This window comes from uncultured Dokdonia sp. (assembly GCF_947496725.1).
Classification (GTDB): Bacteria; Bacteroidota; Bacteroidia; order Flavobacteriales; family Flavobacteriaceae; genus Dokdonia.
The window spans coordinates 175,703-190,560 of record NZ_CANMDS010000004.1 but is presented as its reverse complement, the minus strand read 5'-3'; the positions used below and the strand labels follow the sequence as shown (position 1 = coordinate 190,560).

Here is a 14,858-nt window from a genome sequence, read left to right as displayed (position 1 = left end):
AAAATATTGAGCTTAAAATAAAAGTTACTCCTTAAGCACTACCGTACGTGTCACTTTATTAAACGGACCCTCTATGACATTTCCCTCACTATCAATTAATTCTAGCACAATAGTCACCTCCCCCATAGGCAACCCTTTAATCACTTGAGGTACCCATTCTGTAATTTCAAATTGCTCACCATTTATAGTGGCACGTACTTTATTTCCGTTTTCTGATAGCTCTGTGTTAAGCACAAAAAAGTCCAACAATAAGTTCTCTGTGTCCTTACCCGAGTAGGTTCCCTTAGGGCGGCTATATATAAGTGTAGGCTCCTCTACATTAACTCCTATCTTATCTTCTGGAACATCACCTACTACAAGTTTTTTTACTACTACAGAGTTTTTATTTTTTACAGACTCGTGATATGACCTACTCAAAAAAGCAACTAGGTGGTGTGTTCCTTCTGGTAACGCTTTCGCGAAAGCGCTCTCATAATGCGCAGAATATGGCTCATTATTTAATATAAAATGAATGTGCTGCCCCTTACCAGAGTTTGCTAGAAGTTGTGCGTTAGGGCTATCTGTCTGTGCACCTAATGTGTAATTTTCTACTTTGAAATTAAAATTGGTTTCGCCTGTTTTTATGTTTTCGGCGCTTGGTGATTCCATCTTCAGAACAGCGTCGCTATAAGCGGGAGAGTTTTCTAGTTTACTAATTGTTATTTTTTTTGCGACTACTTCTGTAGACTTTTCACTCTCAGGCGAAGCCTCATTTACACTACTTGTATTTTCTTTACAAGAAGTCACTGTAAAAGCAATAAGTGCTAGCGATGATAATAGGGTTGTGGTATATTTTTTCATAGTATTTAATTTTGATTATTAGATTTAATGTAAATGCAGCTCATTAAAGTCCCAGGTAGAGACTTTACCGCTGTTAGTTATTGTGATATTTCCTAGTTGACTCACACTGTTATCTGTATTATTTAGTTTGCAAGTAATTTTTGTGATGCGACTATATGCTATGTCTCTGGACGGCTCGAGTACAATTTTTACATCACCACTTTTAATGGTGTACATATTACCTTCTCTATCCAGCAACTCACTCTTAAGGTATCCTAACTCTTGTGCAATTCTGTTAAAATCTGCTTGAGTGCACTTCAAGTTAATCACATTAATGCCGTGAAATAATTTATGATGTGCATAGGAAGATGCTAGAAAATCTTCTCTTAAATATGATGAATGTTCTTCATCATTTAATTGATCTAAAAATTTAGGATTATAGAACGCATACCAAGTATGTAATGCTGTACCTGGACTAGGTGTATAGAATGCTTTAAACCACGTATGATCTTGTCCATTAATTTCCATTTTTACTGTTTCGGTAGCTGTAAGTAGCGAGTCCTTTAAGGCTCTCAATTTTGGCGTAACCCCTAGATGAAAATGCTCACCTTTATTTTTAAGAGAAAATCCTATACCGCTCTTCCCTATAGGTTCATTATAGCTATTGTTTGGCCCCAATATCTCAATGGAGTGTTGATGCCCCCGCAAGTAGCAAGTAGATGAAGTATTAGAAAGCGGCGCAAAATCTGGTAACCCTCCATCTAGGCTTGCATAGGTATCCTGCCACTGGTTGTCTCCAGTTACTTGTGCGTACGTAGTGCTATCTACAACCACATATAAGTGATCAAACAACACGTTAGAAACATCTGTCCCAAATGCTTGATTTATCTCCTTACGTTTTATCAAATCAGGATTATATGATTCCCTTAATTGTTTTTGACAAGATGATAAAAGTATAGTTATACATATGATGGTAAATAAAGGTATTTTCATTTTTAACGGTTTTATCAAACTGGTCTTATATTATATCTCACCTATTTTGCGGTAAAAAACGTTGTGACTTACAAATACTAATTTGTGTATTCCATTGCTTGTATAGGCCACTGGTCTGTGAGTGGCAGATTCCCTTCTCCCCACAGTTTCTCTTCTTCTGGAGTGAGAAGACACGCTTCTAGTTGCTTAGTAAGTACATCTCTATCTATATTAATGGCTATAAAAACGAGCTCATTTTTACGGTCTCCATACGATGGATGCCAGTCGCTTTCTATCAACTCACGATTATCTACAAAAGCACCATAATTAATACGCTCTGTATAAGGCATAGATGCCCACCACACACCAGCAGGGTCTGTTTTAAGAGATCCTCCGGCCGAACTCCATATCAAAGCTTGTTTAGGTCGTGACGACATCCAGAATAATCCTTTACTCCTAATAACATTTGCAGGAAAACCAGAGGTTGCAAACTTCCAGAAGCGCTCTGTGTGAAATGGCTTTTTACTTCTAAAAACCATAGAGCCTATACCGTACTCTTCGGTTTCTGGGATGTGCTCATTTTCTAATTCTTGCAACCATCCAGCAGCATTTTCTGCCTCTTCAAAATCAAATAATCCTGTACCTACGATCTCATCTAGTGCTACCTTAGAGTTATGAGTAGGGATAATCTTTGCACCTGGATTGAGCTTAGTTAAGATGCCATACAATTGTTTAAGTTGCTCTTCTGTAATGAGGTCTGTCTTATTAAGAAGAATAATATTTGCAAACTCTACTTGATCTGTTAGAAGGTTTACAATAGTACGTGTATCTCCTTCTATATCGGTTAGATCACGAGATGTTAAGTAATCAGGACTAGAAAAATCCTTTAAAAAATTAAAACCATCTACTACCGTAACCATCGTATCTACATAACTAAAACGGCTAAGGTCAATACTGCCATCTTCACTTTCAAAACTAAAAGTTTGTGCTACTGGTATGGGCTCAGAAATACCGGTACTTTCTATGAGGAGGTAATCAAATCTATTTTCTTTGGCTAGCTTTTCAACTTCAACCATTAAGTCTTCTCGCAGTGTACAACATATACAACCGTTAGACATTTCAACAAGCCTCTCTTCTGTGCGAGAGAGTATGTTTTCATTTTCTACAAGCTGAGCATCTATGTTTACCTCGCTCATATCATTTACGATTACAGCGACTTTAAGACCTTGTTTATTATGTAATATGTGATTGAGCAAGGTAGTTTTACCTGCACCCAAAAAACCGCTAAGCACGGTAACTGGTAATTTTTTCATTTTTAAATTTAAATATGAGATACTAGATTTTTAGAGAAATAATGATTCCTCAAATAGTGCGAGACAAATAAGACTGGATATAATACTCCTAAAAATAGAGACTAAAAGTTTTTATATTGAGTACACATCATAACTAGTATGAGTGCAACAACATATACACGATGTATTATCGTGAGATTTAAGCGTATATAAAATCCAAAATTATCCTAAAAGAAAAGGAGGAGGCTTATTGTAGACTACTGTAGGCGTGACTATGTATGCCACTGGACTACTGTAAGATGAAGTAATCACATAGTCGCTGGGACTAGGTGATAATATCTGGTAGGTATGAGACACCTGTCCAAATGTTAGTTCTTGCTCTTGCACTTGTGTGGTAATATCACAAAGCTCACAGGTTACTTGATCCTCATTATCAGATATATGTTCAAAAGCGTGCAACTCTACAACCCTAGGCACAAGAAATGCTACTAGAAAAAGTAGTGTGGTGATATGTTTAAAAACTGCTCGTTGCATTAAAACTTTGAATAATGTATAAAACTAATCAATTAAACCCAAAATAGCCCCCTTACATAGATAAATTACCCTTTCGCGAAAGCATACTCATCACCATAAGCATTTATTAAATTCTATCTCTTAGTAAAGAAAACGATATCACTAGTAAACCGTAAAACAAAAAAACACCAAAAACAAATGAGAAGAACCTCAACCTTGCTTTTGGTGTATACTGTAAGTGACCGCGAGAAGATTATCTCCGCTGCGCTTCGGTGATTCCATAAAGCTCCGCTTTGAAAATAGAAAAGGAGAAAAATAATTTCTGAGCAAGCTCAAATTATTTCCTCCTTTTCTATTTATTCGTGACCGCGAGAGGATTCGAACCTCCAACCCTCAGAGCCGAAATCTGATATTCTATCCAGTTGAACTACGCAGCCTTTTTACGCTTTCGCGAAAGCGCAAATTTACTCCATTACTGATTAACAACAATAAACTCTGAGCGTCTGTTTAACTGGTGCTGCTCCTCGGTACAATCACTATTATTACCACAGCCATTTACAAGTTGTGTCTCTCCGTAACCATTACCACTTATACGCTCTGCATTTATACCTCTTGAGATTATGTATGCCACTGTAGACTTTGCTCGTCTATCTGATAATGACAAGTTATAAGAATCTTTACCTCTACTATCTGTATGTGAGCGCACGTTAATAACCATTGCCGGCACTTGCTTCATAGCAGAGATGACTTTAGTGAGCTCAAGGGCTGCATCTGGTCTTATATCTGACTTGTTGTAGTCAAAATATATAGGGTTCAAATTGAGAAGCTTTGCAAGGTCGTCTCCTACACCTACTTCTGTAAGTCTAAGCTCTAACTCTATATCTCTTTCTAAGCTTTGCTCTGTTGCTGGTGTCATCACAAAAACTTCGTTTGAGTAATACGTTTTTGAGGAAGCGCGTATGATATAATTCTGAGAGCAAACAAGATCAAATTTATACTTACCCTTAGGCGAGACCTGTACTTCTTGTAAAACCTTATTATCAGGATCTAGAAGTTGCACTTTTGCATCTGTAATAGGTGTTTTTGTGTTTTTATCTGTTACATAACCACTTATAGGGATATCACATTTACGAGGTGGTTTTTCTGTCTGTTTAAAATGATAGATGTCATCACTACCCATACCTCGTTTACGGCTAGATGAGAAAAAACCTGTCTTCTCACTGTCATTAACTATAAAACCAAAATCATCGCTAGAGCTATTAATAGGCGCCCCCACACCAACAACAGCAATCTCTTCTGAAGAGGGGTTTGTAACATAAATATCTAGACCACCTAGGCCTGGGTAACCGTCTGAAGCATAATATAAATTACCTGTATCACTCATAAAAGGAAACGCCTCTCTACCTTCGGTATTTATAGGTTTGCCCATATTTTCCGGTTCTCCATAGGTCCCATCTTCATTTATAGCGACCCTCCAGATGTCTGAACGTCCCACACCTCCAGGCCTATCTGAAGAGAAGTAGAGATACTTACCATCACTACTTAATGCCGGATGCGCATTTGAAAAATCATCACTATTAAAGGGAACTTCTTCTGCAATGGTCCAGTTTTTTGAAGAAGGGAGATAAGTAGATTTATAAATCTTTAGCTTATTAATCCCATCTTTTGAGGCTTTATACTTGTCTTTGGTATAATTGTTACGGGTAAAATAAATCGTTTTACCATCCTTGGAAAATGTAGGAGAGCTCTCGTGGTATTTTGTATTGAGTTTATTACTAAATCGTGAAGGTGGTGACATTGTACCACCTTCTTTAATTGTAGATTTATACAAATCTAAAAAAGGTTGATTAGTCCATTTATGTATACGCCTGCTTACAATACCCGTATCTCTCGCAGAGGCAAAAACAATTTGTCCTTTATAATATGCTGGTCCAAAATCTGAATATCTCGAGTTAAGCGTGCGCAACATATTAATTTCATAAAGACTCTCCTTATAACCCTCTACTGCTACGTAGTCTGGATTCTCTTTAAATAGCCTTGCTCTAAAATCATTACCGCTCAAGGAGGTAAAAATCTGCATCATATCATCAGACTCGTCATACTCCTTTGTTGCACGTAAAGTTTGTGCATACCTAAAATAATGCTCTGCACTTACCGAGTCTGCATAATTTTCTGTAATCTTTTTATACCATTCTTGAGCTTGTGAGTACTTACCGTTATAGTAATAAGCTTCTGCTATTTTTTTGAAAACATCATAAGACTTAAAACCCTCTGCTACGAGGTCTTTGTAGATTTCTATTGCATCTATATATGCAAGTTGATTAAATTTTTTATTTGCTCTAGCAAGTTTTGCATCTTGAGCCGCTCCCGTGACATAACATAAGACACATACTAATAACGTGATAACACGTAAAAACTTCTTCATTTAACTTTTACTATTAAGTATTTTATTATCTAATTCAAAAAAAAGATAAGTTGAGGATAGAATTTTACTACAAAAAAGGGGAGAGCGCAAACATACTAAAAATTATGAAAGACACTAACTCTAACTACTGAAAACTAGGCTCTTAAATAGCAAAACCAATTAACCGCCACTATTAATCATTAAGAAATGAAAGCCATTTTAAGTTAATTATATGCAGAAAAATAACTTTACGGCTATTGCTTTCTTTTATTCATAAAAAAAGAGACACATTACTGTGTCTCTCAAAGTTGTACTATATATGAATATATACTAGCTCAGTCTTGATTTTACGATCGTACTTATAGTCTTACCATCTGCTTTACCAGCTAGCTTACCATTGACCTGCCCCATTACTTTACCCATATCTTTCATTCCTTGAGCACCTGTTGCAGCGATAACCTCATCTACAACCTTTGCTATATCATCTTCTCCTAGTTGTTCTGGTAAAAACTGAGCAATCACCTCTGCTTGAGCAATCTCCGGATCTGCTAGATCTGCACGACCTTGCTCATTAAAAATAGCAGCGCTGTCTTTGCGTTGTTTTACTAGCTTCTGGAGTAATTTTAGCTCTTGCTCTTCTGTTATTTCTTCTTTTACACCACTCTCTGTTTGTGCAAGTAATATAGCAGATTTTATAGCGCGTAGTGATGTAAGGGCATTTTGATCTTTGGCCTTCATTGCCTCTTTCATAGCCGTCATCACATCTTTAGATAAACTCATAGTTTTATAATTTTAGAGTATCAAAGATACGGAGTTTGAGCCGTATGAACGTTTCTTATAGATAACACTGCATAAAAAAGTAGCCCAACAATCTTGGGTAAGATTATTGGGCTACAAAGCACTAATAATAATTGTTCTAATCTACATTATCGTGTAGAAATGAGTTGTTCTTACGTAGTTGTACTTCGTCATTATCATCTGTAGAGAGTGATGTTCTAGATAGATTACCATCTTTTTTAGGAGTCTCTTCTAGATCTATTCCCATACGCTTGTAAGCAGGCTGCTTTTCTATCTCCTCTATGCGTGACTGATTATTTCTAAACTTATAGTTAAACTCCTTCATCTTACGTTTACGCTCTGATGCTCTATCTATAAGTAATTTTGAAATAGGGCTATTCATAGGGTCTACTTCTGCCTCTGGAACTTCTTCTTCCTTTTCTTCTGGAACTACAGTTTTGGTTTCAAAAACTATAGTTTCTTCCTCTTCCTGATCTGCTTCTTCCTTTACTATAGATGCACTTGAGAGTGTTTCTTCAAGTTCCATATAGTCTTCAAGGCTATAGCGAGTCTCTCCCTCATTAGTATGCTCTGTTACAGGAATAATTTCTATAGGCTCGTTTACTTCTATTGATGCTGTGCTTTCATCTAGATCAAAAAGTATTGGAGATTCTTTCTCTTCTTCTACTGCAGTTTCTGCATTGAGCGGCATATCAAAAAAGAGCATTCCATTTCCTTCCGGCTCTTTATTTTCGACTACTGGACTTTCTTGACGTACAGTTGTGTCTATGATTTCAAAATCTGCATCATTTTCGGCTAGAATTTCATCATACACTACATTGATATTTTTTATAATATCTGTTGTAGGCACAATGTCCATTTTATATTGCTGGCTTGCTGGAGCTTCTGGGCTTGCCTGAGCCTTTGGTGCTTCTGGAGCTTTTTCTTGTGGAACTTCTTTTACAGGCGCTTTCGCGAAAGCGTTTGTAGTATCTTCTAGTTCATCTAGGTCTAAAGTGTGTACAATCTTAGTAGGTGCTACTGGTTTTTGAGGCTCCACCGGTGCTGCAGGTGGTATCTCTACTGTAGCCTCTGGCATAAGGTCTTGTTGTGCTTTTTGCTCCTCCTCTAGCGTGTGTATGATTTTTTTTGTCTCAACGTTTACAATATCGTTTTGCTGCTCTGCATTAAAACCCGTTGCTATTATTGTTACAGAAATCGCATCTCCTAGAGAGTCATCTTCACCTACACCCATAATGATGTTTGCACTGTGACCAGCCTCTGCTTGTATGTGATCATTTATCTCACCTATCTCATCTATAGTAATCTCATCACCTCCAGAAACAATAAGGAGTAGCACATTCTTTGCACCTGTAATCTTGTTATCATTAAGTAATGGCGAGTCTAGTGCTTTTGATATTGCCTCGTTTGCACGACTTGTACCACTAGCAGTAGCGCTACCCATTATAGCTGTACCAGATTTACTCAACACTGTCTTTGCATCACGCAAGTCAATGTTTTGTGTGTAGTGGTGTGTTATTACCTCTGCTATACCTCTTGAGGCTGTGGCAAGAACCTCATCTGCTTTACTAAAACCAGCTTTGAAGCCTAGGTTTCCATAAACCTCACGTAGCTTATTATTATTTATTACAATGAGTGAGTCTACCTGAGCACGTAGTCTATCTACTCCTTTTTGGGCTTGTTCGTTACGCATTTTTCCTTCAAACTGGAAAGGAATCGTGACAATCCCTACGACTAGGATATCAAGCTCACGAGCCATCTTTGCAATTACAGGAGCGGCACCAGTACCTGTACCACCACCCATCCCGGCAGTAATAAAGATCATCTTTGTGTTAGTACCTAACATTTGTTTAATATCCATCTCACTCTCTATGGCAGCTTGCTCACCCACTTCTGGATTTGCTCCTGCACCAAGACCTTCTGTAAGACCTACACCTAGTTGTATCTTAATAGGCACTGTACTATTCTCAAGTGCCTGTGCATCTGTGTTACAGATTACAAAATCTACACCTTTTATGCCCTGCTGGAACATATGGTTAATAGCATTGCTACCTCCTCCACCTACACCTATCACTTTTATGACATTGCTTTGGTTTTTAGGTAGATCAAATGTGATGTTATTAAATTGTGTCGTACTCATATGATTTATTTTTTTGCCCCGTTGTATTCTACTAGATCGACGCCCATACGCCGATTTGATTCTTATTCTAATTCTTTAATTACTGCAGTGCTATTGCACTACTCTGCATTATCAAGAAAGTCTTTAAACTTATCTGCCCATCTATCAAAGATGCTGCGCTTAGGCGCTTGAGGCTTAGTTTGCCTAGCTTCAATGTCTGTTTCTTGTACTTCATTTATGGTATCTGTAAACACCTCTTCTTCCTTTGCAATCACCTCTTCTTCTGCCTCTAGGTGAGAGTTGTATAGCCCGTGCTCAAGACTGTTCATCACAAGTCCCACTGCCGTTGCATAAAGCGGGCTTGTGGTCTCTGCATCGCTATCTCCGGCGAGATGCTCATTAGGATATCCTATACGAGTATCCATACCAGTGATATATTCTACTAGCTGTTTTAAGTGTTTAAGTTGGCTACCACCACCTGTGAGCACTATACCTGCTATAAGTTTTTTCTTTTGCTCCTCGTGTCCGTAATTCTTAATTTCTAGATATACTTGTTCTACAATCTCCACTACTCTTGCGTGAATGATTTTTGACAAGTTTTTTAGTGTTATCTCCTTAGGCTCACGACCACGCAATCCAGGAATGGAAACAATCTCATTATCTTTATTCTCACCTGGCCACGCAGATCCAAATTTTATTTTAAGCAGCTCTGCTTGTTTCTCAATGATTGAGCAACCTTCTTTAATATCATCTGTGATGATGTTACCGCCAAAGGGTATTACAGCCGTATGTCTAATTATCCCATCTTTAAAAATGGCAAGATCTGTTGTACCGCCACCTATATCAATAAGAGCGACACCTGCTTCTTTTTCTTCTTGACTTAGCACTGCATTTGCAGAGGCTAGTGGCTCTAGTGTGATGCGATCTAGTTTAAGACCAGCACTTTTTACACAACGACCTATGTTTCTTATAGATGCTACTTGACCTACAACCACGTGAAAATTTGCTTCAACGCGACCACCATACATCCCTATAGGTTCCTTTATCTCACTCTGCCCATCTACCTTATACTCTTGTGGTAACACGTGTATAATCTCTTCACCAGGTAGCATTACTAGTTTATGTACTTGATCACATAATGCTTCTATATCTTGGGCGTCTATAACCTCTTCAGAGTTATTTCTAGTGATGTAATCGCTGTGTTGTAATGAGCGTATGTGTTGTCCAGCTATGCCTACTACAACATCTTTTATTTTAATCCCTGAGACATCTTCGGCCTCTTGTACTGCTTGTTGTACAGACTGTATGGTCTGGGTAATATTATTAACTACACCACGATGCACACCAAGACTTTTAGACTTCCCTATACCTAGAATCTCTACCTTGTTGTACTCATTGTACCGCCCTATCATTGCCACGATCTTCGTGGTCCCTATGTCCAGTCCTACTGCGATATTTTGATTTTCCATACTTCTAATTTTGAAAGTTTATGTTTACGCTTTCGCGAAAGCGTACTCATCTTACCTTCTATTACTTTTTCTCACAAACTACTTGCCCGTCATACTTAAGCACTATCGTTTTATAATTGCCTAAGCTTTTATCTTTTTGTGCCTTTTGATAAAACGCTTTATAATTGCTGAAACGTTTATTAAGCTGTTCTACTTTACCTAGCGAGATTGTGTACGCTAGTTTTCTTGCTTTGAGCATATACTCACCACTGCGGGTGCGTGATATACCTATGATGTGCTTTGAGAGAAATGTATCTTTATTGATAAAATCTACCAGTTCAAATACTTCGTCTATATTCTTATCTGTCGCTCCAGTTACGAGAGGGACGTGTGCAGCGTGATTTTCTGAGAGTGGCATTACCTCACCACTCTGGTCTATATAAAAAGACGTAGCACCGTTAAGTCGTGCAATAGGCTTGCGTTGCTCAATTGCAACACCTATCTCACCACTCATCGATACATAAACATCTGCGTTCTTGATAATTGGATGCGCCTTGACACGCTTTTCCATTATACTCAAAGCTAAATTTTCTTTAGACGTTTCCGTCACCTTTTTTCCACTTACTATCAACAATTTATTAACGGCTTCACGAGTGACAAAAGGAGCGCTCTCATCATCAAAAGAAATAGCAATTTCTTCTACAAGACGAGCATCGTTTCTCTGTACAGAAAACCCAAACAGAAACACTGTGAACCCCAGTAAAACCAGCATCTTTATGTAAAACCAATTAACCTTCACTCTGCAATATTTTTGTAACTTTTAATATTTCTACACCTATATCTCCGGCACCCATCATTACTATAATTTTCTTATTTGAAGCTGTCACAATCTCAGGCAAGCGATTTTTTGTGACAATTTCTTTATTTGAAAGCGTCATTTTATCTAATAATGCTTGACTTGTAACACCATCTATGGGCAACTCTCTAGCTGGATAAATATCTAGCAGTGCCACCTCATCAAAACGAGATAATTCTGTAGCAAAATCTGCCATAAAATCCTTTGTTCTACTAAACAAATGTGGCTGAAAAATAGCCAGCACCTCCTCGCCCGGATACATCTCTTTTATACTTTGATACACCGCCGCAATCTCTGTAGGGTGATGTGCATAATCATCTATGAGCACCTTCTCCTGAGACTGATAGCGATAGGTAAACCTGCGATTTACACCCGCATAACTAGCTAACGCATCTGGCAACTTTGCTACTGGAGTACCATAAGCCACCGCCATACTAAGTGCCGTGGTAGCATTAAATAGATTGTGCCTCCCTGGTAATGTAAATTTCAAATCTTTAAGCACACCTTCTGGATACTTAAAATCAAAATGATAAGCACCATCCACAATGCGCACATTTTGTGCTAAGTATGTTGCATCATCTTCTATACCCACGGTATTACCCGCAAGTGGCAAACCATTTTTCACAAATCTCTTTTCTGGAGCTACAAGAGATCCAAACTCTTGAAAAGTCGCCACAAGATCTGCCTCGTCTTCATAAATATCGAGATGATCTGCATCCATAGAGGTGATGCACAATATATCTGGAGTGAGCTGTAAGAATGACCTATCAAACTCATCTGCTTCTACAACAGTAATATCACTTCCGTTCTGAATAAGGTTACCGTTGTAATTATTTGTTATTCCTCCTACAAAAGCCGTTACTGGTGCTCCCGTAGCAGCGAGTAAGTGACCTAATATACTTGAGGTAGTTGTTTTTCCGTGGGTGCCAGCAACGGCAAGCGAGAACGACTGGTTTGCAATAAGACCTAACACTTCTGCGCGTTTTTTGAGGATATGCCCGCTTTCGCGAAAGCGTACTAACTCTCCCATTGTATTTGGCACTGCAGGTGTATATATAACGAGCGTGTTTTCCTTATCTGCAAAGGTCTCATCTATCGCATCTCCCTTATCTTGAAAATGAACAGCAACGCCAGCCTCTTGCAACTTTCTTGTCACATCTGAAGGCGTCTTATCATAACCTGCTACATTTTTACCTTCACTTTGAAAATAAAAAGCAAGCGCACTCATCCCTATACCGCCTATGCCTATAAAGTAAAAGTTCTGTATGTCCTTAAGTGCTTTCATATATTACTCTTCACAGTATGCTGTAAAGTTGCTACTTTTTATCTTTTAATAATTTTTCTACCTCATCTACTATATCACTAGTCGCATTAGGTAAAGCGAGTGCATTTATTTTATTACCCAAAGCAAGTCTAGATGGCTCATCATCTATTAATGCCTTAAACATAAGTTCAAACTTCTTGTCGAGGTCTTTTTGAGCAATGAGTATAGCACCACCTTCTTTCTCTATGGCTTTTGCATTTTTGGTTTGGTGATCTTCTGCTACATTAGGCGACGGTATAAAAATGGTTGCCTTCCCCACGATACATAACTCAGATACAGAGCTTGCTCCTGCGCGGGATACAATAATATCTGCAGCAGCATAAGCCATATCCATCTGGTCTATGTATGCCATCACTTTAACATCTTCACTATCTAGATGCTTATAGGTGTCATAATATAATTTACCTGTTTGCCATAAAACCTGTGCCCCTTGTTCTTTAAAAAAAGGTAGCTTCTCATACATAAGCTCATTAACAGCTTTTGCACCAAGACTTCCTCCTATCACAAGCACCACTTTTTTACTCGCATCTAGCTCATATTTTGCCATTGCTTGCTCGCTTTTACCTGATATATCAAGTAAATCTGAGCGCACTGGATTTCCTGTTTTTACAATCTTTTCTTTAGGAAAAAATCGATGCATCTCATCATATGCTACACATACTTTACTTACGTGTTTTCCTAATAGTTTATTTGTGATGCCGGCATAGCTGTTTTGCTCTTGTATTAATGCTGGTATGCCAGCTACAGTTGCCATTTTAAGTAAAGGGCCACTAGCAAAACCACCCGTACCTATGACCACGTCTGGCTGAAACTTTTTTATAATCTTACGAGATTTCCACAAACTACTTATGAGCTTAAATGGAAACATAAGATTATCTACCGTGAGCTTTCGCTGTATACCTGCTATCCATAATCCCTCTATATCAAAACCTGCTTGTGGCACCTTGTCCATCTCCATACGGTCGCTCGCACCTACAAAGAGAAATTGTGCGTCAGGATGACGCCGCTTTATCTCGTTTGCGATGGCTATAGCAGGATAGATGTGACCACCTGTTCCTCCTCCAGATACTATGACTTTATAAGGCTTCACTTAAAACATCTAATGGGTTTAACTCACTCTCTTCTTTTACCGGTGTAGGTTTACGCTTTGCACTTACACTTAACACAATTCCTACAGCGAGACAGGTCATCCATATAGATGTACCTCCACTACTCACTAGTGGTAATGTTTGCCCAGTTACAGGAAACAACTCTACAGCAACTGCCATATTAATAAGGGCTTGAAAAACTATAGGCAACCCTACTCCCACTACCACGAGCTTTGCAAAAATAGTTTCGGCTTTATGAGCTATCACTGTTATTCTAAATAGCAATAACATATACAAGAACAATAGAAAACCTGCTCCAGCAAGACCAAACTCTTCTACAATGATGGCGTATATAAAATCTGAAGATGACTGTGGCAAGAAGTTTTTCTGTACACTTTTACCAGGACCTTGACCCAATAAACCACCTGAGGCAATTGCGATTTTTGCTTTTTCAATTTGGTAATCTGCATCTGCATCTACCTCATCGTTTGCAAAGTTTTCTACACGACTTATCCAGGTGTCTACCCTGTTTGGGAACATCCCCGGAAAAGCTTTAGCCATAAGCACAAAAAATAACAGCGCCACAATACCTGTTGCTATTACAATACCCAAATACTTAAGCGGGTACCCACCTAAAAACACCAGTGCAACCACCATAGCAGCAATGATTGCCGTAGTCGAAAAATTGGCTGGCAATATGAGTCCCAGAACTACCGCCACAGGCAACCATAGAGGAACAAGCGTTTCTTTAAAAGTCACAGCTTTATCCTTAATTTTTGCCAGATAACGCGCTACATAGACCATAAGCACAACTCCTGCAAAGGTTGATGTCTGAAAACCAACACCCAGTATAGGTATCTTAATCCATCTACTTGCATTTGCACCTCCCATCGTGGTACCCTGGGCTAGCGTTACTATAAGTAGTATAATCACAAAGGGTAATGCTATAAATGAGAGCCCTTTAAAATAATGATGTGGTATTTTATGCACGCCATATAGCATCGCAAAACCGAGCACTAAGTGCATCCCGTGCTTAATTAAAAAACGCACCGTATTACCGTCGCCCTTTATATAAGCAAGGTTACTCGCAGCACTATATACTGGCAAAAATGAAAACAATGCCAGTAGAGCAACAATTGCCCATATAGCTTTGTCGCCTTGTAAACCTGCAAATATGTCTTTAAAACTAGTACTCACTTACTATCTAATTGTTTTTGTTGTGCTT

General features: G+C 38.4%; 12 protein-coding genes and 1 tRNA gene. All 13 read right to left on the bottom strand.

Annotated features, from left to right (window positions below):
- Window positions 1–24: 24 nt before the first annotated feature.
- Window positions 25–840 (bottom strand): hypothetical protein, encoded by an 816-nt coding sequence (locus Q0948_RS10250; protein WP_298351940.1) that lies wholly within the window; start codon window positions 838–840, stop codon window positions 25–27.
- Between the two features lie 24 nt (window positions 841–864).
- Window positions 865–1,812 (bottom strand): DUF5829 family protein, encoded by a 948-nt coding sequence (locus Q0948_RS10245; protein ID WP_298351937.1) that lies wholly within the window; start codon window positions 1,810–1,812, stop codon window positions 865–867.
- A 77-nt stretch (window positions 1,813–1,889) separates the two neighbouring features.
- Window positions 1,890–3,104, bottom strand: a complete 1,215-nt coding sequence (locus tag Q0948_RS10240) for a GTP-binding protein (protein WP_298351934.1) — start codon at window positions 3,102–3,104, stop codon at window positions 1,890–1,892.
- Window positions 3,105–3,305: 201 nt separating this feature from the next.
- On the bottom strand, window positions 3,306–3,617 hold the full coding sequence (locus Q0948_RS10235) for a hypothetical protein (RefSeq protein ID WP_298351931.1): 312 nt from the start codon (window positions 3,615–3,617) through the stop codon (window positions 3,306–3,308).
- A 342-nt stretch (window positions 3,618–3,959) separates the two neighbouring features.
- Window positions 3,960–4,033 (bottom strand) — tRNA-Arg (locus Q0948_RS10230).
- A gap of 35 nt (window positions 4,034–4,068) precedes the next feature.
- A complete protein-coding gene (locus Q0948_RS10225; protein ID WP_298351928.1) occupies window positions 4,069–6,021 on the bottom strand; it encodes an OmpA family protein in 1,953 nt (650 codons plus the stop codon).
- Between the two features lie 309 nt (window positions 6,022–6,330).
- Window positions 6,331–6,780: a GatB/YqeY domain-containing protein gene (locus Q0948_RS10220; protein ID WP_298351925.1), complete on the bottom strand. Its 450-nt coding sequence runs from the start codon at window positions 6,778–6,780 to the stop codon at window positions 6,331–6,333.
- A gap of 136 nt (window positions 6,781–6,916) precedes the next feature.
- Window positions 6,917–8,938: a cell division protein FtsZ gene (gene ftsZ / locus Q0948_RS10215; RefSeq protein WP_298351922.1), complete on the bottom strand. Its 2,022-nt coding sequence runs from the start codon at window positions 8,936–8,938 to the stop codon at window positions 6,917–6,919.
- 98 nt (window positions 8,939–9,036) lie between these two features.
- Window positions 9,037–10,386: a cell division protein FtsA gene (gene ftsA / locus Q0948_RS10210; protein ID WP_298351919.1), complete on the bottom strand. Its 1,350-nt coding sequence runs from the start codon at window positions 10,384–10,386 to the stop codon at window positions 9,037–9,039.
- A gap of 61 nt (window positions 10,387–10,447) precedes the next feature.
- Window positions 10,448–11,164: a cell division protein FtsQ/DivIB gene (locus Q0948_RS10205; RefSeq protein WP_298351914.1), complete on the bottom strand. Its 717-nt coding sequence runs from the start codon at window positions 11,162–11,164 to the stop codon at window positions 10,448–10,450.
- Window positions 11,154–12,506: a UDP-N-acetylmuramate--L-alanine ligase gene (murC, locus tag Q0948_RS10200; RefSeq protein ID WP_298351911.1), complete on the bottom strand. Its 1,353-nt coding sequence runs from the start codon at window positions 12,504–12,506 to the stop codon at window positions 11,154–11,156. The genes Q0948_RS10205 and murC overlap by 11 nt, the downstream gene beginning before the upstream one ends.
- A gap of 31 nt (window positions 12,507–12,537) precedes the next feature.
- The gene (murG, locus tag Q0948_RS10195; RefSeq protein ID WP_298351908.1) at window positions 12,538–13,635 is read right to left on the bottom strand and encodes an undecaprenyldiphospho-muramoylpentapeptide beta-N-acetylglucosaminyltransferase; all 1,098 of its coding nucleotides are present in this window, start codon (window positions 13,633–13,635) and stop codon (window positions 12,538–12,540) included.
- Window positions 13,622–14,830 carry an FtsW/RodA/SpoVE family cell cycle protein gene (locus Q0948_RS10190; protein ID WP_035327639.1) on the bottom strand — a complete coding sequence of 403 codons (1,209 nt, stop codon included), beginning with the start codon at window positions 14,828–14,830 and terminating at the stop codon, window positions 13,622–13,624. The genes murG and Q0948_RS10190 overlap by 14 nt, the downstream gene beginning before the upstream one ends.
- Window positions 14,831–14,858: the final 28 nt, after the last annotated feature.